Consider the following 21,149-nt stretch of genomic DNA (forward strand, 5'->3'; position numbering starts at 1 on the left):
GCCTGCGACGACTCCTCGTTCGTCACCGGCTCGGAGCTGGTGGTCGACGGCGGGCTCACCGCGCACTGAACAAACCCAGCCGTACGACGTCCACGTGGGCCTGCCGTGAACGCCGCGCCCCCGTGAGCGCGTCAACGGTTTCGCCCACCTGGCCCGTTCACCGCGCCATGCACAGCACTGCCCGCACCGGCGCCCGAATCCGCCGAGTTCGCCGGGAAGACCGCACTCGTCACCTACGCCGCGCGCGGCGTAGGCAGAGAGACCGTGGCGCTCCTCCACGCCCGCGGCGCCCGCGTCGTCGCCGTCGACCTACGCCCCGGCATCACGACTCTGCCGGGCGAGTTTCCCGGCGTACTCGCGATGCGCGGCGGCATCACGCAGGAAGAGACCGCCGTCCGCGCGGTGCGATCGGCCCTGGACACCTTTGAAGGGCTGGACATCCTGGTGAACCACGCCGGACGCACCCTGAACAAGCCCGTCACCGAAACCACCGCCGAGGACTGGGACGCCGTGAGGGCGGTCAACGCCCGCGGCGCCTTCTTCTGCACCCGCGAAGCCTTCCGGGCCATGAAGAACCGCGGCGGCGCCACCAGTACCGGCCGGTGAAGCTCCTCCCGGTTCAGTCAGTCCTCGGCGTGCACCACGTAGCGCGGATCAGCGTGCGTCCCCTGTCGTCGAAACGCTCAGCGGAGCCATCGACAGTTCGCCGCCGGTTTTCGCTTCGGCGACCCGGACGGCAGCGGCACCGTCACTCGAACCGTGTTCATCGCCATGATGAGAGGAGTCGGCTTCGACCTTCTGGACAGTCAAGCCCTCTTCGGTGCCTTCGGGCCCGATGAGGCCGATGAGGCCGGCCGGATCAGGGCCGATGTCCGGGAGGCCGAGATCAAGAACTCCTATGCCCCCGACAAGGGCGGCATCCCCGCAGACCTGCTGGCAGCTTCTGCGGTGGCTGGGCTCCTGGCCATGATTCGGTGCCGGGGCACCGCTTGTTCAGTCGCGGCTCGTGGCCTGTTTCCTGGACCAGGTGGTGGCGTCAGCTCCGTATCGGGCCAAGAGGCGTGCGAACTGGATCTGCTCCTCCGGCGACCAGGCGGCGGTGATCTCCAGGAATGCTTTTCGCTGTTCAGCGGCGAAGCGGTGGCGTTCGGCCTCGCCGTGCTCGGTGAGTTCGAGCACGGTGCGGCGTCCGTCGGACTGGGACGCTGTTCGGCGCAGCAGCCCGTCCTCCATGCAGGCGGCGACGGTCCGGCTGGCCACCGGCTGGGTCACGCCCATCTCGGCGGCGAGGCCGCCGACAGTCGTCTCGCCCGGCGCATCGGCGATCACATTGAGTACGAGGTTGCGGGAAAGGTCCTTACCCGACGCCGGTGCGCGTCGTCGCAGACGTGACAGCGCCGGGCCGATCTGGTCCAACGCCAGGTCGTCGGAAGGCTGCTCGGAGAAAGATGCGCTGCTCATGTGATCGAGTCTAGGCTCGGTCCGCACATTTGCATACCGGCAGGCATGTGCATAGCATCAGGTATGTAAATCTTTGACGAGCGAGGAAACGAGACGGACTGCTATGGCACTCACCGCGATCACAGGCGCGCAAATCTTCGACGGAGAGAAGACGGTGGGCGTGCGGACCGTGGTCATCGACGGCGGGAGGATCGCTCGTGTCGGTGGCGAGGCTCCCCGGGACAGCGAGATCGTCGACGGCAGCGGCGCCACGCTGCTGCCGGGGCTCATCGACGCCCATGTTCACTCCGCTCCGGGTTCCCTGGCGCTCGCCCTGCGGTTCGGGGTGACGACCGAACTGGAGATGCAAGGGATGAACACACGGGAGAACCGGGGGCTCATCACCGACGACGACACCCTGGCTGACGTGCGCTCTTCCGGCTTTGCCATCACACCGCCCGGTGGTCACCCGAGCGAGCTGATGCCGGAGGGCTTCCGGCCGAAGTGGGATCTGCCCCCGGTGATGCCCCTGATGCCGTTCTCCACCACTCCCGAGGAAGCGGCCGCCTTCGTGCCCCAGCTCCTCGCTCGGGGATCCGACTTCATCAAGTTCATGATCGACGACGGCAGCGTGGAGGGGCACCCTGGGCTGCCCTCGCTCGACCAGGCCACCGTGAACGCCGGTGTCGCCGAAGCCAAGAAGTACGGGGCCCTTACCGTGGCCCACGCGCTGACCGTGGAGGCCACCAGGATGGCAGCCGAAGCCGGCATCGACGGTGTGACCCACGTGTTCATGGACCAGCCGCACACCGCCGAGATCATCGATCTCATCAAGGATGCGGGCATGTTCGTCATTCCCTGCATCAGTCTCAACGCCTCGATGATGGGGATCACCGGCAGCGAACTCGCCGATGACCCCCGGGTCGCCGCACGCCTCGACAGCAAGTGGGACCAGACCCTGCGCTCCAGCTACAACCGTTACCCGCAGGGCAAGCTTGATGACGTGTACGACACCGTGCGCGCTCTGGACGCCGCCGGCGTCGACGTGCTGGCCGGCACCGACGTCTCCATGCCCGAGACGTTCTTCGGAGGCCTGGCACACGGAGCGAGCCTGCACCACGAACTGCAAAACCTCGTGGCTGCCGGCCTCACGCCCTCACGGGCCCTGCGCGCGGCCACAGCGACCACCGCCCGCCGCTTCCGTCTTGGTGACCGGGGCCGCATCGCCGAGGGACTCCGCGCCGACCTGCTGCTGGTCGACGGCGACCCGGTCAGCAACATCAGCGACACCCTCAACACCCGCGCCATCTGGCGCCGAGGTACCCGCCTGGCGGCATGAGCACAGTACTTCCCCTTGAGGAAAGGACTCGACTGTCCGGTTTCTTGCTCGCCTCGGTACAGCGTGAGTTCCCCTCGTAGCGTGGAGTTTCTGGCTGCATAGGAAGGACTCCACAGTTCGAGGGGATTGGCAGTGTCCGCTGACCCTGTGCCTGATGGCCTGTGGGAACGCGTAGCCCCGCTGCTGCCGGTGCGACCGCCTCGACGGCACCGGTATCCCGGGCGGCTGCCGGCCGATGACCGTGCTGCTCTGCGGGGCATCGTGTACGTGCTGCGCAAAAGCGTGAGCTGGCGGGAGGTTCCCGCAGAGCTGGTGGGCTGCAGCGGGGTGACGGCCTGGCGGCGCCTGCGGAACTGGACCGAGGCCGGAGTGTGGCCCCGTCTGCATGAGGTTCTCGTGGCGGAACCGCGTAAAGAGGGCCTGCTGGAGATGGACGACGCCGCGATCGACAGCTCGCCCGTCAGGGCCCTCGAAGGGGGGATCACGTCGGCCCTCGCCGGTGGACCGCGCCCGCCCTGGGTCCAAGCACCACCTGATGGTCGACCGGTACAGAACCCCGCTCGCCATCTCCCTCACCGGTGGCAACCGCCACGACGTCACACAGCTCCTGCCGCTGCTCGACGCGTCCCGCAGATCCGGGGGCTGCGAGGGCGACCTCGGCGCAGGCCGCGGTACTTGTGTGCCGACCGGGGCTGAGACTTCGACACGTACCGCCGCCTGCTGTGGAAGCGCGGCATCGCGCCGGTGATCGCCCGACGTGGCGTGGCCCCCGGCTCAGGGCTCGGCAAGGTCCGGTGGGTGGTAGAGCGGGCCTTTGCTTGGCTGCACCGGTCCAAACGGCTCCGGATCCGCTACGAACGACGCGCCGGCGGCCTCCCTCAGGGCCTGCTCGAACTGGCCTGCAGTCTTATCTGCCTCCGTCGCCTGCGCACCGTACGGTGAAACGAGTGGTCAGACGAGGATGATCGGATTGGTGAGTGCGGCGATGTCCCCGTTGAGGTGGCGGACCTCGACGCGGACGAACATTGACTCCTCCGCCGTCGTGTCCCACTGCACCACACCTGCCCCGTCGCCCGGGAGAGACGCCCGGTGAACCTTTCCTCCATCGGTGTGGAAGCTGACTGCCCCCACCGGCACACCTCGCACTGCTGCCTGCACTTCGACCTGCCCACCGGACGTTGTGAGCTCTTCTCCCGTCCCGGCAACGTGACCATCAGCGTTGGCAGTGAACGTCACGTCCACGTCCGCCGACTCGGCGATCCAAGTGCGGCCGGCGCGGATTCCCGCCAGGATCGCCTCAGTGCTCAGCTCCTCGGCAAAGACCACAGTGTGAGGGATGCCGAGCTGCCCCTCCAAGTGGGTGTCGCTGTTGCCCATCGCCGGCCGCCACGATCCTGCCTGAATGTCCGCTGCGAGGCTCCGCCCCCATTCCGCCAAGGCGGCCTCGTTGTCAGCGTTCCAAGGCCGGTCCGAAGTCCACAGCCCGTTCCAGACCTCCACCACGTCGAAGTCCCGGAAGGGGAACATGAAGTCGCCCGACGGATAGGGCGCATGCGGGTGTGCGGCCACGCACAGCCCTCCGACTCGATGGACCTGGTCCAGGCACTGATCGATCAATCCGTCCCCGACCTGGTGGTTCCAGTCGATGACCTCGCCGGGCTTGATGCCGAGCGCGAGCCAATGTCCGGTCTGCGTAGTCACTTCCTCACCGAGAATGATCAAAAAGTCATCGGCAGCCAGGTGACCCCACACACCGGATTCCGCAGCTGAGTTGTGCTCCGTCGTCGCCATGAAGTCGAGCCCGGCAGCGGGCGCACGAACGGCCAACTCTTCAGGAGTGAGTTCCCCGTCCGAGTGAACCGAGTGGACATGGCAGTCCCCGCGGTACCAGGCCGCCCCGCGTCCGACCGCCCGCGTCGGCGGGAAGCTCAGGTTCGACAAGGTTTTCCCCTCAGAGTCCTCTCGAGCCAACGCGCAACCAGACCTACCAGTTCCGTTGCACCACTGGGCGCCGTCTCAGCCGAGAAACGATCAGTAAGACGTTCGGCCTGGGTTCGTACGCGTCCCCTCACCGGCCTGATGAGGCCACGGGCCATCGACCTCGAACGCAGGAAATCACCGCCCCGCAGATCGAACGCCGATGTGACACTCCGCGACCGCTCCCCAAGATCTGTGCCGGAACCCAGAACTCATCGCGATTGATCATGCCGAGAGATGCCCGGTGACTCCGCGACACACCGCGAAGCGACTCCCGCTCAGACCTCCACAGCCACGGGGTGGATCATCAGATCCAGGTGGGCACGTGCCCCTCGGTGTAGCGGGCGCCGAAGCCGCCGTGAGGCAGGATCTCGTCGATGGCTTTGAGGTCGGTGCCGGTGAGGGTGAGGTCGGCGGCGCCGGCGTTTTCCTCGATGCGCTTCGGGCTGCGGGTGCCGGGGATGGGCACGATGTGCTCGCCCCGGGTCAGGAGCCAGGCCAGGGCCAGCTGGGTGACGGTGGCGTCCTTGGCCGCCGCGAGCTCGGCGAGCCGGTCGACGGCTTCGACGTTCTTCTCGAAGTTGCCCGGCTGCCAGCGCGGGTCGACGTTGCGCATGTCGGTGGCTTCGTACTGGCCGGCGGGCTTGGTGGTGCCGGTGATGAACCCGCGGCCGAGGGGGGAGTAGGCGACGAAGCCGATGCCGAGTTCGTCCAGGACGGGGAAGAGCTGCTCGACGTCCCGTTCGAACAGGGAGTACTCGGTCTGCAGGACGGAGACCGGCTGCACGGCGTGCGCCTTGCGGAGCGTCTCGGGTCCGGCCTCGCTGAGGCCGAAGTACTTCACCTTGCCCGCGTCGATCAGCTCCTTGACGGTGCCCGCGACCTCCTCGACGGGCACCTCGGGGTCGACGCGGTGCTGGTAGAAGACGTCGATGTGGTCCACGCCGAGGTAGTGCAGGCTGTTGTCGGCGACCTTGCGGATGTTGTCGGGCCGGCTGTTGAGGGCGCCGCCGATCTGCTCGGGAGGCACGGACATGTCGACACCGAACTTGGTGGCCAGAACCACGTCGTCGCGGAAGTCCCTGACCGCCTTGCCGACCAGGATCTCGTTGGATCCGGTGCCCCAGCCGTACATCTCGGCGGTGTCGAAGAAGGTGACGCCCAGGTCGTGGGCGCGGCGGAGGGCGGCGACGCCGGCCTCCTCGTCGGTGGGTCCGTAGGCCATCGTCAGGCCCATCGCGCCGTAGCCGATCGCCGAGACCTCAAGGCCCTGGCTTCCGAGTGTGCGGTGCTGCATGACTCACTCCTCTGAACGAAACTAGAAGGCAACTTCTGCCGGACCGTTGTGTCAGTGCGTTGCGGCGGTCAGTCCGGCGCGGTGGATACGGGTGTGCTCGGCGACGCGTCGGCCGAGGTGGCGTGCGGTGTTCAGGTCTGCGTCGTGGACGGCGGGGGTGTCGTTGAAGCTCTGTGCGCCGGCGCCGAGGTAGAAGCCGAGGCGGTTGTCGTCCTGGGGGCTGGATGTGGTGGTGTTCCAGCCCGGCAGGAGGTTCAGGCTCACCCAGAGCATTCCGTGCTGGGCCGCCAGGAGCGAGAGGTACTGCAGGGTGTGCAGCTTGTCGCCGCTCATGGAGCCGGAGTTGGTGAATCCCGCCGCGAGCTTGTCGCTCCAGGCGCGGGTCATCCACCGCTTGCTGCTGGCCTCGGCGAAGGCGTGGAACGCCCCCGAGGCGGTGCCCATGTAGGTGGGGGTGCCGAAGATGATGGCGTCCGCGGCGTCCATCAGTTCCCAGTCGGCGTCGCTGAGGGAGGCGACGTCCACACGGTGGACCTGCGTCCCGGCGACGGAGTGCGCGCCGTCCGCGACGGCCGTGGCGATCTGCGCGGTGTGGCCGTAGCCGGAATGCGACGCGATGACGATCGAGATGTCGGACACGGGTGTTCCTCTCCTGCCGCGAGATGGCGGCGTGTTCGGTGGTGATGCCGGCGGGCGACGAGCTGCCCGCTGCGGCGGTCGGCCGCACTGCCCCACGAGTGGGGGCTGGCGGCCCCGGCCGGGGTGCGGCGCATGCCCAGGTCTTGCGGGGCCGGCGCCGACCACCATCAGCATGGATCGTTGCTCCGCTTTAAACAGTAGCACTGATAAGGCGGCGATATGCAAACTGGGATATCGTTGTTCCATGAACGAGGGACGACGCGCCGCGCGGCGCCAGGTACTGCAGGTGGCCGCCAAGCTTTTGGAGGAGGGCGGCAGCGAAGCGGTCTCCACGCGCGCTGTCGCCGCAGCCGCGGGCATCACGGCCCCCGCGCTCTACCGGATGTTCGACGACAAGGACGGACTCCTGGCCGAGCTGGCCGCCTACGGGTTCGAGATGTACCTGGCCGAGAAACGGGAGGCGCTGGCGCTGACCCCCGACAACCCGGTGGCAGACCTCTACCGCGGCTGGGACCTGCACGTCGACTTCGGAGTACAGCACCCCGCGTTCTACATGCTCATGTACGGCACTGTGCAGCCCGGGCGGCGGCCCCCGGCCGCGGACGAGGCGCACGCCCTGCTGGTGAGACTGCTGGTCCGGGCCGCCGACGCCGGACGCCTTCGGGTTCCGGTGGAGCAGGCGACCCGCGTCATCCACGCAGCGACAACGGGTGCCACGCTGGCGCTGATCGGCGAAAAGTCCTCGGAGCGGGACCTGACCACTTCGGCGCGGCTGCGGGACACCGTCATCGCCTCGCTCACCACGGACCCGCCCGCCTCATCCGGGTCGGACCTGGCCTCGCGGGCACTCGCCCTCGACGCAGCACTTGAAACCGCGCTCACCACCGGGCCCCCGGCTGCGGGCGCCGGGGTACCTCTGCGAGACACGGAGACGGCTCTGCTGCGCGAATGGCTGCAGCAGCTGGCAGGCTGAACCGGCCGCCTGCTCGGCTGGAGCCGCCGGCCCCAGGACAGATCGCCCGGCCGGTGGGCAAGGCGGTCAGCACCTTCGAGGAGCGGTTCTGCGAGGCCACCGTGGGCCGGCTGTCGGCGGCGACCCGGTCCCGGCTGGACGACCTGATCGCCGCGGACGGCACGGACGCGGAGAGCGCGGGCGGCGGGGGCACCTTCTTCACCGAGCCGAAGGGCGGACCCGGGCGCACTTGGGACAGTTTGCCGGCGGAGATGAACAAGCTCCAGCGGGTGCGCGGGCTCCAACTGCCGCCGGAGCTGTTCGCGGACGTGTCGGAGAAGCTGGTGGCGGCCTGGCGGACGCGGGCGGCAAAGGAGTACCCCTCGGACCTGCGGGCGGCGGCCGGGCCGGGTGCGGTACACGCTGCTGTCGACGCTGTGGCACGTACGGGAGACGGAGATCACCGACTCGCTGGTGGAGCTGTTCATCCAGCTCGTGCAGAAGATCGACACGCGGGGCGGAGAAGAAGGTCGAGGGAGAGTTCAACAAGGAGCTCGAGCGGGTCCGCGGCAAGGCTGTGCTCGTCGTACTCCAACCACTGGCGGCGGATGCTCTCGCCGCTCTGAACGCGCTGGAGCTGAAGTGCAACAACACTGCTTACCGGCCGGTGACGGACGCCATCGACCTGCTCAAGCGGTATCTGGACCAGCCATCGCCAAGGAGGGTGCGTTCTTCGACGAGGCGGAGAAGATCCCGCTGGGCGGGGTGGTGCGCGAGGAGTGGCGCAAGGCGGTGGTGGATGAGCGCGGCCGGGTCGAGCGCATCCCGTACGAGCTGTGCGTGCTCGTCTCGCTGCGGCGGCGGGAGATATGGGTACCGGGCGCGAACCGGTGGCGGAACCCGGAGGACGATCTGCCGCCGGACTTCGAGGACAACCGCGATGTGCACTACGACGCGATCCGCCAGCCGCAGGACCCGGAGAAGTTCATCGAGGCCCATCAGAAGCGGCTGCGCGAGGCGCTGACCCGCTTCGACGCCGCGCTGGAGCCGGGCACCACGGGCGGGGTGGACATCGTCAGGAAGCACGCGAGCCGTGGATCAAGGTCTCGCCGCTGGGCAAGCAGGAGGAACCGGAGAACCTCGTCGCCCTGAAGGCGGAGATCGAACGCCGCTGGGGCACCATCGCAGCAGCTCTACGACGCCCGCGAAAAGACTGTTCGAGCCCAGCGCAAACAGCACCAGCAGCACCCGCGAAGCCCTGAAAGCGACCGGCGAGTCACCCGCTCCCTGGTGCCCGAGCGGACTACAGGGCCTGATGCCCATGATCTGATCGACATCTGTCGAGCGGGGCGGGTACGCGGTGGGGGGCGAGCGCCTCGATGAGGACGTGGCCGTACCGGATCTTGCGCCCCTTCTTCGTGCCGAGGAAGCGCCGCAACTGCTGCTGTGGTGCGCGGCCCTGCTGTGCGGGCTGGTTCAGGAAAGTCTGCAGGGGGCGCAGGTCCCCTTCCTCCCGGACGAGCTCCTTCACCCGAGTCACGCCGAGTGCGCGGATGAGCTCGTCCTCCAGATCCGCCGCGCAGATGAAGAAGCCCTGCTGCGCCGCGCCGGCTCGCTCCAGACCACGGACGAAGTAGCGCCATTCGTTCTCGTCGCACAGCCCCGTGAGGCCGGGGCCCAGGCCGGGCGGCCCGAGGAGGTGGCTGTAGCGTCCGATGTTCATCGCGCCGCCCATCGGCAGGACGCAGACCCCTTCGGCCGCCAGGTCCCGGCCGCGGCCAGGGCGTCGACCGCCGCGACGTCGCTCGGGCCTTCGAGCAGGACGCGGCTGTCCGGACGGACAGTCGCGCGGCCAGTTCGCGCGCGGGGGCACCGGGCCCACCGGCCGCCCACGCCGCGACCGCCTCCCGGAACGTACCCATGTTCAGACCCGGGACGAGTCTCCGCGCTTCCCGGCCGCCACGCCAGAGAATATCCGCGGCCCCCGGGGCGAGGCCCCCGCGGCCTGATGGCCCGTCCGGTCAGGAAACGCCGCGGGGAGCGGCGGCGGTGGACTCGCGCCACACGACGGACGTGATCCTCCCGGGTTCCAGCGGGGCGGGCTCGCCCCGCAAGGTGGGCAGCAGGTGCCGGATGGCCCGGTGGCCGAGCCCCTCGTGCTCGACCGAGCCTTCCGCGTCCCGGCCCGGCATTTCGGACAGCGGAGGTGCACGCACAAGATCCACACGTTGTTGTGATGCCTCAAATCCCTTTGTTTCGGGGCCAATTACCGACCAGTTGCACCCTTGTGGTGTACGTCACACGGCGAGACCATGGTTCGCGCAACCCCACGTCCTGGCACCATGCACGACCGTACTTGTCCGTAACACAGGTCAACGAAAGGTCAGGTGCACGGGATGAGTGTCACTGCCCGTCGCATGGGAGCGCTGATATCCGCGCTCGCCGTTGCGGCCGGTCTCCAGTTCGCCGTCTCTCCCACCGCGCAAGGCGCGATCATCGGCGATCTCCGTCTCGCCCCCTCCAAAACCGCTGTGCAGAACAGCTGGATCGTCGTGCTGAAGGACGGCACCACCGACGCCGCAGATCTCGGCGTCACACCCGGGCACACCTACCGCAACGTCCTCCAGGGCTTCTCCGCCTCCTTGTCGGAGGTGAAGGCCAAGGCGCTCGCCGCCGATCCCCGCGTGGCGTACGTCGAGCAGAACTCGATCGTGCGGCTCAACGACACCCAGAACAAAGCGACCTGGGGTCTCGACAGGGTCGACCAGCGGAGTCTGCCGCTCTCGACGACGTACACGCACAGCACGTCCGCTTCGAACGTGAACGCGTACGTCATCGACACCGGAATCCGCACCTCCCACAGCGAGTTCGGCGGCCGGGCGGCTATCGGCAAGGACCTGGTGGGCGACGGCCGCAACGGCCAGGACTGCCAAGGCCACGGAACCCATGTGGCAGGCACGATCGGCGGCAGGACGTACGGCGTCGCCAAGGGCGCCAAGCTGATCGCCGTACGCGTGCTGGACTGCGACGGGTCCGGCACCACCGCAGGCGTCATCGCGGGCGTCGACTGGGTGACGGCCCACGCCGGCAAGCCGGCCGTCGCCAACATGAGCCTCGGCGGAAGCGCCAGCGCCTCGCTCGACGACGCGGTGAAGAAGTCGATCGCCTCCGGCGTCAGCTACTCGATCGCCGCGGGCAACGGCCTCCCGATCCTGGGCATCCCCGCGAACGCGTGCAACTACTCGCCCGCCCGTGTCCCCGAGGCGATCACGGTCGGCGCGACGGACAAGGCGGACAGCCGCGCATCGTTCTCCAACTACGGAACGTGCTTGGACCTGTTCGCGCCGGGCGTGGACATCACGTCGGCGTGGAAGGACAGCGACACCGCCACGAACACCATCTCGGGCACGTCCATGGCCACCCCGCACACAGCAGGCGTGGCAGCGCTCTACCTCGCCACCCACCCGACCGCGACCCCGGCCCAGGTCCGGAACGCGCTGGTGAACAACGCGACGAGCGGCAAGGTCCAGAACCCTCTCACAGGATCGCCGAACAAGCTGCTGCACTCGCTGTTCTAGGCGGGCCGGGCAGAAGGTGCCCGAGGAGCTCCCACCCGGCAGGGTGCGGCCGCTCCTCGGGCAACATCCGTGCGGCACCAGCCGGATGCCTGGCATGCGAGCCCGTGAACCTCGCAGACTGCCCAGAACCAACAGGCGACATCCGGCACCTCCGATGGCAAGATCAGCGCACTCACTGACGAAGTGAGCTCGTTGGCCGACCGAACTTTGGAGATGTCGTGTCCGATCGTTCCGTGCTGCCCCTCCTAGCCACAGCGACCGCCACCGTCACCGCCGTTGCCGTCCTCACGGGCTGCACAAGCACCAAGCCCTCGGCTTCGGGCGGAACAGAACTGGAGTTGGTGAAGCCCGGCAAGCTCACGACCTGCACACACCTGCCGTACGAACCCTTCCAGATAAGAAAGGGCAACGCCATCGTCGGCTTCGACGTGGACCTCGTGGATCTGGTCGCCGAAAAACTCGAGGTCACCCAGGAGATCGTCGACACGCCCTTCGAGGGCATCCAGAGCGGTGAGGATCTCAACGCCCGCAAATGCGACCTGGCCGCGGCGGGCATGACGATCACGCCGGTGCGGGCGAAGAACCTGGACTTCTCCGCCCCCTACTTCGACGCCACACAGGCCCTGGTCGCCAAGAAGGGCTCCTCCTTCACCTCGCTGGCGAGTCTCAAGGGAAAGAAGCTCGGAGTCCAGCAGGGCACCACGGGGGAGACGTACGCGCAGAAGAACGCCCAGGGGGTGACGACCGTGCAGTTCGAGGACCTGGCTCTGCTGCTCACGGCCGTGAAGACCGGACAGGTCGACGCCGCGGTCAACGACAACGGCGTGCTCTTCGAATACGTGCGGAAGAACCCGGGCACCCAGGTCACCGCAGAGTTCGACACGGGCGAGCAGTACGGCATCGGGGTGCGTGCCGGAAACGACGCCTTGCGCAAGGAAATCGACAAGGTGATCAGTGAGGCCAAATCCGACGGCAGTTATGACCGCATCTACAAGAAGTGGTTCCCCGCCGCTCCCAAGAAGTGAGGAATCCACCACCGATGCCCATATCCCGCCGACAACGGACCCGCGCCATCCGGGGCGTTCAGTACGCTGTTCTCGCCGTCGTTCTGCTCGTGGTCGCCCTGGCCGCCGACTGGGGTGAGATCAGACGGGCGTTCTTCGATGTGGGCGTGGCCAAGGCGCAGTTCCCCGACATCATCACCACCGCCCTCGTCAACACCGTCGTCTACACCCTGCTCGGCTTCAGTTTCGGGCTGGCCACGGGGCTCCTCCTCGCGCTGATGAGGCTGTCGCGCGTGCCTCCGTACCGCTGGCTGGCCATTGCCTATATCGAGTTCTTCCGTGGCATCCCGGCCCTGCTGGTCTTCATCGCCCTCGGATTCGGCGTCCCGCTCGCCTTCCAGGTGGCACTCAACCAGTATGTGACGGTGATGCTGGCGCTGGGGCTCGTCGGCGCCGCCTACATGGCGGAGACGATACGGGCCGGCATCCAGGCGGTCCCCAAGGGGCAGATGGAAGCGGCGCGTTCGCTCGGGATGTCGCAGGCCAGGGCCATGGTGTCCATCATCATTCCGCAGGCTCTGCGCATCGTTCTGCCACCGCTCACCAACGAACTGATCCTGCTGACCAAGGACTCGTCCCTGGTGTATCTGCTGGGCCTGTCACTCGCCCAGTACGAGTTGGCCAAGTTCGGCCGGGACGCCCTGAACCAGAATCGCAGCCTGACCCCGATCCTCATCGCCGGACTCTGCTATCTGATCATCACCCTGCCGCTCGGCCATCTGGTCCGGCGGCTCGAAGCACGTACGGCGAAGGCGAGGTGAACGCGATGAAGGCGGTTTCTACGGCGGACGGCGCGGCGCCGGTGAACACAACGGCGATCGACGTGCGCAGCCTGCACAAGTCGTTCGGCACGCTGGAAGTGCTCGCGGGCATCGACTTCACGGTCGCCCGGGGCGAAGTCGTGTGCGTCATCGGCCCGTCCGGCTCGGGCAAGTCCACGCTGCTCCGCTGCGTGAACCTGCTGGAGGAGCCGACCTCCGGGACGGTCATGGTGGCGGGCACCGAAGTGACTGACCCCGATGTGGACATCGACAGGGTGCGCCGGCGGATCGGCATGGTGTTCCAGTCGTTCAACCTCTTCCCGCACCTCACCGTGCTGGAGAACCTGACGCTCCCGCAGCGACGGGTGCTCGGGCGCGACAAGGCCGAGGCGGCACGGATCGCCCGGGAACGGCTGGCCCGGGTGGGCCTGACCGACAAGGAGTCCGCCTACCCGGCGCAGTTGTCCGGCGGTCAGCAGCAGCGGGTGGCCATCGCGCGGGCGCTGGCCATGGACCCGGAACTGATGCTCTTCGACGAGCCCACCTCCGCCCTCGACCCGGAACTGGTGGGGGACGTCCTCGCCGTGATGCGCTCCCTGGCCGACGAGGGAATGACGATGCTCGTCGTCACGCATGAGATGAGTTTCGCCCAGGAGGTGGCCGACCGCGTCGTCTTCATGGACGGCGGGGTCATCGTCGAGGAAGGCACCCCGGCTCGGGTGATCGGCGCGCCGAGTCATGTCCGTACCCGGTCCTTCCTCGCACGCCTGCTGACCCCGGCCGCCGCCGGCCTGCGCGAGGACCCGGCCGCGGATGCCGACGCGCCGGGGAAACAGGCCGGCCCGCCTTACTGATCGTTTTCAGATTGCCGTCCTGCGGACACGCTGGAGCAATCCCTTCAGCCACGGACTCAGGGGGATGACGCCGTATGGAACGGGTTGGGGCGGCGCGAGACCTCGTGCTCGGTTACGTCCACGCTCTAAACGCGATTGACGAGTCTATGAGGTTGGCGATCCCCTCACTCGAGCGACTGGCAGATTTCCTCGGACTGGTAGTTCGATGGCGGGCTGGTCCGGTGCCGGGCTGGGGTGCGTGGCCCGGCGCCAGGGCGAGCCTCGTCGGAGTCGTCTTCGGGGAGTTCTTCGACCTCCTGGATGCGTCCCAGCTCCATACGGCTTCCAGTGGCGTGACTTCAAGCCCGGGCGGGGCGAGTACGGCGAAGGGCGAAAGCATCCACTCGATCGAGTCAAAGTTCGGTGCAACCCGCCCGTCCTTGCCAACCCATTGCCTAGCGTCGTGCCGGTAGCAACCAGGACAGCGGCACCCCGAGGGGTGCCGCTGTCGCTGCATCTGAGTGAAGGGACCGGACTGCGATGGCGACAGCACTGGACATGACAACCGCATCGGAACTGGCCGTGCTGCGAGCTCTAGAGCGCGCGGGAAACCACAAGGTCCCACGCTCCGAGCGAGGCGGGCTCAAAGACGTCCCGTCGTGGGAGATCTACACCCACCTGCCGCCGGTGGACCCCAGCAGTCTCGCCAAGATGCTCACCCATGCCTGGGATCTACCCGCAGCAGTGGGGTTCTCGGAAGAGCTCATTGCTGCCCTGGACTCCTACACTCGGACTCTGCTCGCCTCCGGCCACGCGTTCGACCGAAACGACCTGCAGCGAGTCCTGGCACGGCTCCGATAGTGCTGGACGGGCAGGTCGGGTATGTGCCCCTGAACCGGTTCGAGACGCTCTTGGCCGCGCTCAGCACATCCTTCTGACACCCGCGCGGTGCTGGCGCAGAGCGGCGACTTCCGGGACGAGCGTCTGGGAGAGCGCTGGTGCTAGTGCTCGTCTTCACACGGGTGGTCTCCCCAGTCCAAGGAACCACAGGAGCGGTCGACCACGAGCTCTCCATGATTGAGGGTGTACGGGGGTGCTGCCACCTCCGGATCGGCCATGATGATCACTTGGACCCGCCCCAAGACGTTCATGTCGATGGCCTCCTCGGCGCCGAGGAGCACTTGGTCGTGGTAGGCGGCGTAGTGCCGGGCCGCGCCCGGGCGCCGGTCCAGAGCGAAGCGGGCTGCACGGAGTTCTGCTTCGGTGAGTTCACCGGCTTCCCGGCGACGCCGGCAGCTGCGGCACAAGTGGATCAGATGCCAGGGGTCGGGGGCCTCCGGCCTCAGGCTGGTCTTACGGAGGAACGCCGGGGTCCTCCCCGCAGCGGGGTCCTCCAGGGCGACGATGTCGTGGGGCTGAGGGAGCTGCCGGGTCGGGTGGGACATAGAGCACTCCGAGCTGAGCGCGAATAGCAGCCTCCGAGTGGCGTCGGACATGCGAGGCGGCTCCCCCTGGACGGCAAGCGCCTCCTCCTCGCGCTTGGCCAGGTACCACAGCCGTTCCAACCGACGGAGGGCCTTCTCGATACCAGCCGCCTGGCTGATGCCCACCCCCCAGTCGCGGACCCGCAACGTCAGCCAGTCGACGAGCACCATCGTCAGACGCTGTTCGGGCACCTTCGCCAGCCGGAACGCATTGTGGACCCCACTGGGGCTCTTGCCGATCGCCTCGGCCAACTCCCGGACACTGGGCAGCCCAGCCCGGCGGTGCAACAGGTGAAGTTCCTGGTTGAGATCTCGGCGAGCACCGGGTGGCAAAACCGGCCGTTCGATAACTCCGAGGCGCCCCATATCGCCCCTTTCCCTTCTCTCGTGCGGATTCGTCGTGTCAGCGGGCTGCAGGGTCACGTCGAGTGCGAGCGGTGCGACGACGGCGCCATTCGAGCCGGCCCCACCCGACACCCCAGACAGCCAGTGCGACGAGGAGCCCAGACGCGACGTTCTCAACGATGTTCATGGCGAAACCCTCCCAACACCTGTAGGGCTAATGGACAGATCTGAACAGCGAACTCGCTACTCCCCCGATCGACACAAGAGGCCCTGGGAGATCACACCCAGGGCCCCTCTGCGCTCTTCGCTTGACCGCCCAGCTCAACGACCGACGGCAACCGGTGTCACGCCCACTGCATACCGAGCTCCCGCAGCGCCTCCAGCTGTTCGGTGTCGAGTCGGTCGCGTCTGGTTTTGGTGTTGGAGAGCCATACGCCCAGCTTCACGATCACCGGCTCCGCCTCGCCGTCGACCGTGATCGTCTCGCTGTGCCCGCGCGGCACCGGTCGGTCAGCGCCTTCCCGTCCCACCCACTGCGCGAGGGCTGCCAGGCCCCGTTGGAACGCCTGCTGCGCCTTGCTCGGGCCCCTTCGCCGTGCCCCTGGCTGCCGGGGCTGGAGACGGCGCCTGCACGGGCTTCACCCCCAGCTTCGAAAGCCGCTGCTGCTCGGTCGACAGCTGTGCCCAGGTGCTCGGCTGCTTCTGCCGCTGGAGCCATTTGCCCACGTCGTCGCCCTCGAAGACGACGCCGGGTGCGATGTAGAGCAGGACGCCGTCGGCGTCGACCAGGTCCGCCAGGACGCGGTAGTGCCGCTGCCAGTCCAGCGGCCACGGGCAGTCCCAGTCCGGGTCGCTCGCGGTCAGCTGCGCCGCGCGCTGGCGGGCCCGCTCCGCGTCCTTTCCGAGGCCGCCCTTCCGCCGGAGGTTGGCCATGTGCTGCCCGACCGGCACCATCGACTCGCCCTCGCCCCACACCGCGTCCTGACGCGGCGCGAGGTGGCCGGTCGCCCGGCGGTACGAGCGCAGCGCGGCGAGCTTGTTCTCCCACGCTTCCTCGCCCGGCTCCCAGACCATCCCGGCCTCCGGCGCGTCCAGCAGGGTCTTGCGCCGCTCCTCCAGCTCACCCGCCCGCAGTGCCTTCCGCTGCTGGTGCACCCAGCGGCCAAGCGGAAACGCCTTGGTCGCCCCGACTTCGACCTCGACGTCGTAGGGAACGGCGTGGACGCCGGTGATCTCGTTCTCCTTCCGCCACCGCAGCAGGACCTGGTAGCCCTCCAGCCACACCAGCGACTCCGGCCGGTACACCCGCGTCCGGAGGAACGCCGCGATCGTCGCCGCGTCACGGGGAGAGGAGAAGTGCAGCAGCGCGGCTTGGGTGTCGTCCTGCTCCTCCTGGTCCTCGCCCTCACCCTCGCCGCCGGCCCCGACGATCCGGCCGTCGTCGTCCCGCTTGACGTGGACCTTGCGCTTGCCGCTGGTGAGTGCGCGGGAGGCTAGCTGCTCAACGAGTCGTTCGTCATGTGCGATCTCTCGGTTCGGTGACAGTGGAGTGAGAGACCGGGGGGATGCTGGGTGTGGTGTGTTTCGGGGCTGTGGGGTCGCTGTACTGAAGGTGAGAGATCCGCAGAGCATTGCTGTCGTGGAGCGTTATCGCGTGAGGGGTGATGCTGTCTCAGTTCTGTGAGTTCTGACGCACACGAGAAGGCTCGCGGTCGCCAGGACACCGGCGAGCACCGGAGGGTTCAAGCAGGCGAAATGGCAGTTCCGTGGGCCGTGGCCGCTCTGCTGCCCCCGGGCGCCTATGCCGGTCGGTCTATGGGAGGAGACGGCGATCTAGCGTCTACTCGCGCTCTTGCCGGGTGCGGTTGGCTGGCTGGTCCGGATTGCGTTCGGGCGTGGGCGCCTGCGTCTCGTTGGCCGGGCCTCGCATGGTGCGCCAGCTGGTGCGCGGCGCGGTGACGGCGTGGACAAGGATGCCGTACTGGGGGAAGGCGTTCGGGGCGGGCGCGAGATCAGGGCGCTCGGTCCGGAAGGGACGGCACAGGCCGACAGGGCTTTCTTCCGTGCACAGCTGGGAGTTTGGCGAGAACTGTCGGTGGGCGCACCTAGTCTTTCACCAACGCCACAGCGCGGATCCGATCCTGGCGGCCTCATGCGCTGTGGCGTGTGCCGAGTGGTGGAAACATTCTGCGAAATGAGATCGAAGATGAGATCGATGGAGCCCTTCCGCGATGGAGCCCGCAGCCATGGCATACCGGAGGACGAGGTTGAGCGGTGGCTCAGTGGCACCGTCCGCACCTGTGCGATGCTGGGCCGCTCTGGTCAAACACCCCTCGACGGACCGGTGGCCGGACGGGTCGGCGGGCTGCCGCCGATGCCCGAGGACGAGCCCGTTCCGAATCTGTCGTTCCTCGCATCGGTCGACCTCGCGGCCATCCCACCGGGCGCGACGGAGCTCCCGCTCCCGAAGGACGGCACGCTGCTCTTCTTCGCGGACACGGAGGACCCGTGGGGCGACGACACCGATTGGTCCCGGCTCGTCTATGTCCCGGCCGGCATGCCCGTCTCCGAACGCGGTCCGGGCGGCGAGCGGCCGCCGCAGGTCCAACCGGCCCGGGACCTGTATCTGAGTATCGATCCCTCGCTGCCCAACCGTGCTGACGACACCGAGGAATTCCCTCACGGCGAGGCGCTGGGCGATGTGTGGTGGGAGACCGGCGACGAGATGCAGAGTGGCGGACCGGTGCAGATCGGCGGCTACCCCTGGGTCTGGAACAACGATCCCATCACCGAACCTGGTTTCGGCCCGGGCGACTGGGTGCTGCTCGCGGAGATCGCGGGCGGGGACCTGGTCGAAGGAGATCTGGGCCACGTCTACTGGGTGATTCGCCGGGATGACCTGGCCGACGGCCACTTCGCCCGGGCCCGGGCGTGCTACGACATGGTCGGCTGACGGCACCTCGGGCGAGGGACACGCCTTCGCGCGACCGCACGGCCCGGCTCCCCACCCCCTGCGCGCCTGGAGCGATCGGCCCGAGTGCCCGGATCAGCTCCCGGTCCGCGGCCCGCGCAGCGTCGAGGCCTTTGGCCTGCCCGTCCGTGCGTTGCTACGCCCACTCCACGCCCAGCTTCCGCAGCGCGTCCAGCTGCTCCGCCGTGAGCTTGTCGCGCCTCGACTTGGTGTTCGATGTCCATACGCCCAGCTTCACGATCACCTTCTCCGTCTCGCCGTCGACCGTGATCGTCTCGCTGTGCCCGCGCGGCACCGGCCGGTCTGGGCCTTCCCGCTCCACCCACAGCGTGAGGGCCGCAAGACCCCGCTGGAACGCCGCCTGCGCTTTGCTCGGCCCCTTCGTCGCACGCGCCGCCGCCGGGGCGGAAGACGGAGCCTCAGAGGGCTGCATGCCCAGCTTGGTCAGCCGTTCCTGCTGCTCGATCGACAGCTGCGCCCAGGGGCCCGGGTTCTTCTGCCGCTGAAGCCACTTGCCCAGGTCGTCGCCCTCGAACAGCACCCCCGGTTCGATGGCTGGCAGGACTCCGTCGGCGTCGACCAGGTCCGCGAGGACGCGGTAGTGCCTCTGCCAGTCCAGGGGCCATGGGCAGTTCCAGTCCGGGTCGATCGCGGTCAGCTGCTTCGCGCGCTCCGCCGCCCGATCCGTGTCCTTGCCCAGGCCGTCCTTCCGGCGCAGGTTGGCCATGTGCTGTCCGACCGGCACCATCGCCTCGCCTTCGCCCCACACGGCGTCCTGCCGGGGTGCGAGGTGTCCGGTGGCCCGGCGGTAGGACCGGAGCGCGGCGAGCTTGTTTTCCCAGGCTTCCTCGCCTGGCTCCCAGACCATCCCGGCTTCCGGCGCGTCCAGCAGGGTTTTGCGCCGCTCCTCCAGCTCCCCGGCCCGCAGGGATTTCCGCTGCTGGTGCACCCAGCGGCCAAGCGGGAAATCCTTCGTGACTCCCACTTCGACCTCGACGTCGTAGGGCACGGCGTACAGGCCGGTGATCTCGTTCTCGGCTCGCCAGCGGATGAGGGCCTGGTAACCCTCCAGCCACACCAGCGACTCGGGCCGGTAGACCCGGGTGCGCAGGAAGGCCGCGATGGTCGCCGCGTCGCGCGGGCTGGAGAAGTGGAGCAGGGCGGTTTCGGCAGCTGCCTGCGTGTCGTCCTGCTCCTGGCCCTCGCCGCCGGCCCCGACGATCCGCCCGTCCTCGTCCCGCCGGACGTGGACCTTGCGCTTCCCGCTCGTGAGCGCCCGGGAGGCGAGCTGCTCGACCAGGCGCTCATCATGACTGCGCAGCCCCTGGAGGACGGCTACAAGGGGGCGGAACGAGGCGCTGGCGACCATGTCGGTCGGGTCCTCGTAGGGCTCCAGGAAGACCGGCACGATGATGCGCGCGATCTTTGTGCTGCCGTCCTTGTTGAGTCGGAGCGCGCGGCCGATGTTCTGCACGATCTCGACCTGGGAGCCGCGGGTGTCGGCGAAACAGACGGCCTCGACTCCCCGCTCGCCGGTGATGTCGACGCCTTCCCCGAGCACGCGAACGCTGGCGAGGAAGGCGCGATGCACCCTCCGCCCGGACGCGTCGATGCCGTTGGCGAACTGCCGCAGGACCTCCCGCCGCTCGGACACGAGGTGGTCGCCGCACAGCCACGCCGACCACACCCGGTCCGGCGGGACGTGGCGGCCGGCCTCGAGTTCGTAGAACTCCGCGTCGATCGAGGACTTCGGCAGCTTGTCCGCAGCGGCCAGGTCGTCGTCGGAGGCGTCGTTGACGTACAGCTCGGCAGCGGTCTCGGGCAGTTTCTCCGCGAACGCGGCTGCTTCCTCGACTTTCTGGTGTGCGATCTCTCGGTTTTGGGACAGTGGGGTGAGAGGCAGTGGGATCTGGGTGTGTTGTTGCTGGTCGGTAGCGGTTTCGAGGTGGGGGGCCACTGTCCTGGGTGTGAGAGAACCGCGGGGCATTGCTGTCTCGGGGCGTTATTGCATGTGGGGTGACGCTGTCTCAGTTTCGTGAGTTCTGATCCGCTGGCCGATGGGTGCTGGTGTGCTCGGGGGTGTGGATCAGGGAGAGCAGGAGCCGGCCCCGGAGGGGGTGGGTGGTTCGGGTGGGGATGTGCTGGCTGTGTCGGTTCGGGCGTTGCGTGGGCCTGTGGTGCGCCGGTTGCTGGCTCTGCGGCGGGAGGGGAAGCTCAGGACCGTGCATGTGCGGTCGATGGCGGAGGCGTTGGGGGTGCGGGAGCGTGCGGTGTGGCGGTGGGTGGCTGCCGCGGAGCGTGGTGGGGTCGCGGCTGCGGCGCCGGGGGAGCGGTCCGGGTATTGCGGGAGGTTCACGGTCACTGCGGAGGTCCGGGCCCTGCTTGCTTTGTGGAGGGGCAATGTTGCTGCTGTTCATCGTGAGCTGGCCGCTCGCGCGGCCAGAGGTGAGGGGGAGCCGCCTCCGTCGG

The 21,149-nt window shown here is 68.2% G+C and carries 16 protein-coding genes and 5 pseudogenes; 12 read left to right on the top strand and 9 right to left on the bottom strand.

Annotation, left to right across the window (positions count from 1 at the left end):
- Nucleotides 1-177: 177 nt before the first annotated feature.
- Nucleotides 178-600, top strand: a pseudogene (locus ACIBCU_RS37720) (SDR family NAD(P)-dependent oxidoreductase); the annotation flags it as partial.
- Nucleotides 601-993: 393 nt separating this feature from the next.
- Here the strand turns inward: ACIBCU_RS37720 and ACIBCU_RS37725 are convergent.
- Nucleotides 994-1,461: a MarR family winged helix-turn-helix transcriptional regulator gene (locus ACIBCU_RS37725; protein WP_362943578.1), complete on the bottom strand. Its 468-nt coding sequence runs from the start codon at nt 1,459-1,461 to the stop codon at nt 994-996.
- 103 nt (nt 1,462-1,564) lie between these two features.
- Here ACIBCU_RS37725 and ACIBCU_RS37730 point away from each other — a divergent pair, with 103 nt between their 5' ends.
- Both ACIBCU_RS37730 and ACIBCU_RS37735 read left to right on the top strand, forming a co-directional pair.
- Nucleotides 1,565-2,779 carry an amidohydrolase family protein gene (locus ACIBCU_RS37730; RefSeq protein ID WP_399237142.1) on the top strand — a complete coding sequence of 405 codons (1,215 nt, stop codon included), beginning with the start codon at nt 1,565-1,567 and terminating at the stop codon, nt 2,777-2,779.
- A gap of 132 nt (nt 2,780-2,911) precedes the next feature.
- Nucleotides 2,912-3,721 (top strand): annotated as a pseudogene (locus ACIBCU_RS37735) (IS5 family transposase).
- 9 nt (nt 3,722-3,730) lie between these two features.
- Here the strand turns inward: ACIBCU_RS37735 and ACIBCU_RS37740 are convergent.
- The 3 genes from ACIBCU_RS37740 to ACIBCU_RS37750 all read right to left on the bottom strand — a co-directional run bounded on the left by ACIBCU_RS37740 (nt 3,731) and on the right by ACIBCU_RS37750 (nt 6,692).
- Nucleotides 3,731-4,720 (bottom strand): CehA/McbA family metallohydrolase, encoded by a 990-nt coding sequence (locus ACIBCU_RS37740; RefSeq protein ID WP_362943572.1) that lies wholly within the window; start codon nt 4,718-4,720, stop codon nt 3,731-3,733.
- A gap of 343 nt (nt 4,721-5,063) precedes the next feature.
- Nucleotides 5,064-6,053 carry an aldo/keto reductase gene (locus ACIBCU_RS37745; RefSeq protein WP_399237145.1) on the bottom strand — a complete coding sequence of 330 codons (990 nt, stop codon included), beginning with the start codon at nt 6,051-6,053 and terminating at the stop codon, nt 5,064-5,066.
- Nucleotides 6,054-6,104: 51 nt separating this feature from the next.
- Nucleotides 6,105-6,692, bottom strand: coding sequence for a flavodoxin family protein (locus ACIBCU_RS37750; protein WP_399237147.1), 588 nt, complete (start codon nt 6,690-6,692; stop codon nt 6,105-6,107).
- A gap of 244 nt (nt 6,693-6,936) precedes the next feature.
- Between ACIBCU_RS37750 and ACIBCU_RS37755 the strand changes: the two genes are divergently transcribed.
- Genes ACIBCU_RS37755 through ACIBCU_RS37765 form a run of 3 tightly spaced genes read left to right on the top strand, consistent with a single transcriptional unit; the run spans nt 6,937 to nt 8,796 of the window.
- Entirely contained in the window at nt 6,937-7,665 is a 729-nt protein-coding gene (locus ACIBCU_RS37755; protein WP_362942587.1) for a TetR/AcrR family transcriptional regulator, read from the top strand.
- Nucleotides 7,641-8,270, top strand: coding sequence for a hypothetical protein (locus tag ACIBCU_RS37760; RefSeq protein ID WP_399237150.1), 630 nt, complete (start codon nt 7,641-7,643; stop codon nt 8,268-8,270). Before ACIBCU_RS37755 ends, ACIBCU_RS37760 begins: the two co-directional genes overlap by 25 nt.
- Nucleotides 8,271-8,286: 16 nt before the next feature.
- Nucleotides 8,287-8,796 carry a hypothetical protein gene (locus ACIBCU_RS37765; RefSeq protein ID WP_362942585.1) on the top strand — a complete coding sequence of 170 codons (510 nt, stop codon included), beginning with the start codon at nt 8,287-8,289 and terminating at the stop codon, nt 8,794-8,796.
- Nucleotides 8,797-8,947: 151 nt separating this feature from the next.
- Here ACIBCU_RS37765 and ACIBCU_RS37770 read toward each other — a convergent pair.
- Together ACIBCU_RS37770 and ACIBCU_RS37775 are read right to left on the bottom strand one after the other, a co-directional pair.
- Nucleotides 8,948-9,566, bottom strand: a pseudogene (locus ACIBCU_RS37770) (TOPRIM nucleotidyl transferase/hydrolase domain-containing protein).
- 99 nt (nt 9,567-9,665) lie between these two features.
- Nucleotides 9,666-9,836: a hypothetical protein gene (locus ACIBCU_RS37775; protein WP_362942582.1), complete on the bottom strand. Its 171-nt coding sequence runs from the start codon at nt 9,834-9,836 to the stop codon at nt 9,666-9,668.
- Nucleotides 9,837-10,040: 204 nt separating this feature from the next.
- Between ACIBCU_RS37775 and ACIBCU_RS37780 the strand changes: the two genes are divergently transcribed.
- The 5 genes from ACIBCU_RS37780 to ACIBCU_RS37800 all read left to right on the top strand — a co-directional run bounded on the left by ACIBCU_RS37780 (nt 10,041) and on the right by ACIBCU_RS37800 (nt 14,741).
- Nucleotides 10,041-11,222: a S8 family peptidase gene (locus tag ACIBCU_RS37780; protein ID WP_362942580.1), complete on the top strand. Its 1,182-nt coding sequence runs from the start codon at nt 10,041-10,043 to the stop codon at nt 11,220-11,222.
- Between the two features lie 218 nt (nt 11,223-11,440).
- Nucleotides 11,441-12,247 carry an ABC transporter substrate-binding protein gene (locus tag ACIBCU_RS37785; protein WP_362942577.1) on the top strand — a complete coding sequence of 269 codons (807 nt, stop codon included), beginning with the start codon at nt 11,441-11,443 and terminating at the stop codon, nt 12,245-12,247.
- Between the two features lie 14 nt (nt 12,248-12,261).
- Nucleotides 12,262-13,047, top strand: a complete 786-nt coding sequence (locus tag ACIBCU_RS37790; RefSeq protein WP_362942575.1) for an amino acid ABC transporter permease — start codon at nt 12,262-12,264, stop codon at nt 13,045-13,047.
- A gap of 5 nt (nt 13,048-13,052) precedes the next feature.
- Nucleotides 13,053-13,901: an amino acid ABC transporter ATP-binding protein gene (locus ACIBCU_RS37795; protein WP_362942572.1), complete on the top strand. Its 849-nt coding sequence runs from the start codon at nt 13,053-13,055 to the stop codon at nt 13,899-13,901.
- Between the two features lie 537 nt (nt 13,902-14,438).
- On the top strand, nt 14,439-14,741 hold the full coding sequence (locus ACIBCU_RS37800; RefSeq protein ID WP_362942570.1) for a hypothetical protein: 303 nt from the start codon (nt 14,439-14,441) through the stop codon (nt 14,739-14,741).
- A gap of 140 nt (nt 14,742-14,881) precedes the next feature.
- Here the strand turns inward: ACIBCU_RS37800 and ACIBCU_RS37805 are convergent, their stop codons facing one another.
- Nucleotides 14,882-15,616: a hypothetical protein gene (locus ACIBCU_RS37805; RefSeq protein WP_399237155.1), complete on the bottom strand. Its 735-nt coding sequence runs from the start codon at nt 15,614-15,616 to the stop codon at nt 14,882-14,884.
- Between the two features lie 437 nt (nt 15,617-16,053).
- Nucleotides 16,054-17,233 (bottom strand): annotated as a pseudogene (locus ACIBCU_RS37810) (helicase associated domain-containing protein); the annotation flags it as partial.
- A gap of 682 nt (nt 17,234-17,915) precedes the next feature.
- Between ACIBCU_RS37810 and ACIBCU_RS37815 the strand changes: the two are divergent.
- The gene (locus tag ACIBCU_RS37815) at nt 17,916-18,662 is read left to right on the top strand and encodes a DUF1963 domain-containing protein (RefSeq protein WP_399237157.1); all 747 of its coding nucleotides are present in this window, start codon (nt 17,916-17,918) and stop codon (nt 18,660-18,662) included.
- A gap of 154 nt (nt 18,663-18,816) precedes the next feature.
- Here ACIBCU_RS37815 and ACIBCU_RS37820 read toward each other — a convergent pair.
- A pseudogene (locus tag ACIBCU_RS37820) lies at nt 18,817-20,544 on the bottom strand (Helicase associated domain protein); the annotation flags it as partial.
- Nucleotides 20,545-21,149 lie beyond the last annotated feature (605 nt).

It is taken from the genome of Streptomyces sp. NPDC051064 (genome assembly GCF_044455985.1).
GTDB lineage: Bacteria > Actinomycetota > Actinomycetes > Streptomycetales > Streptomycetaceae > Streptomyces.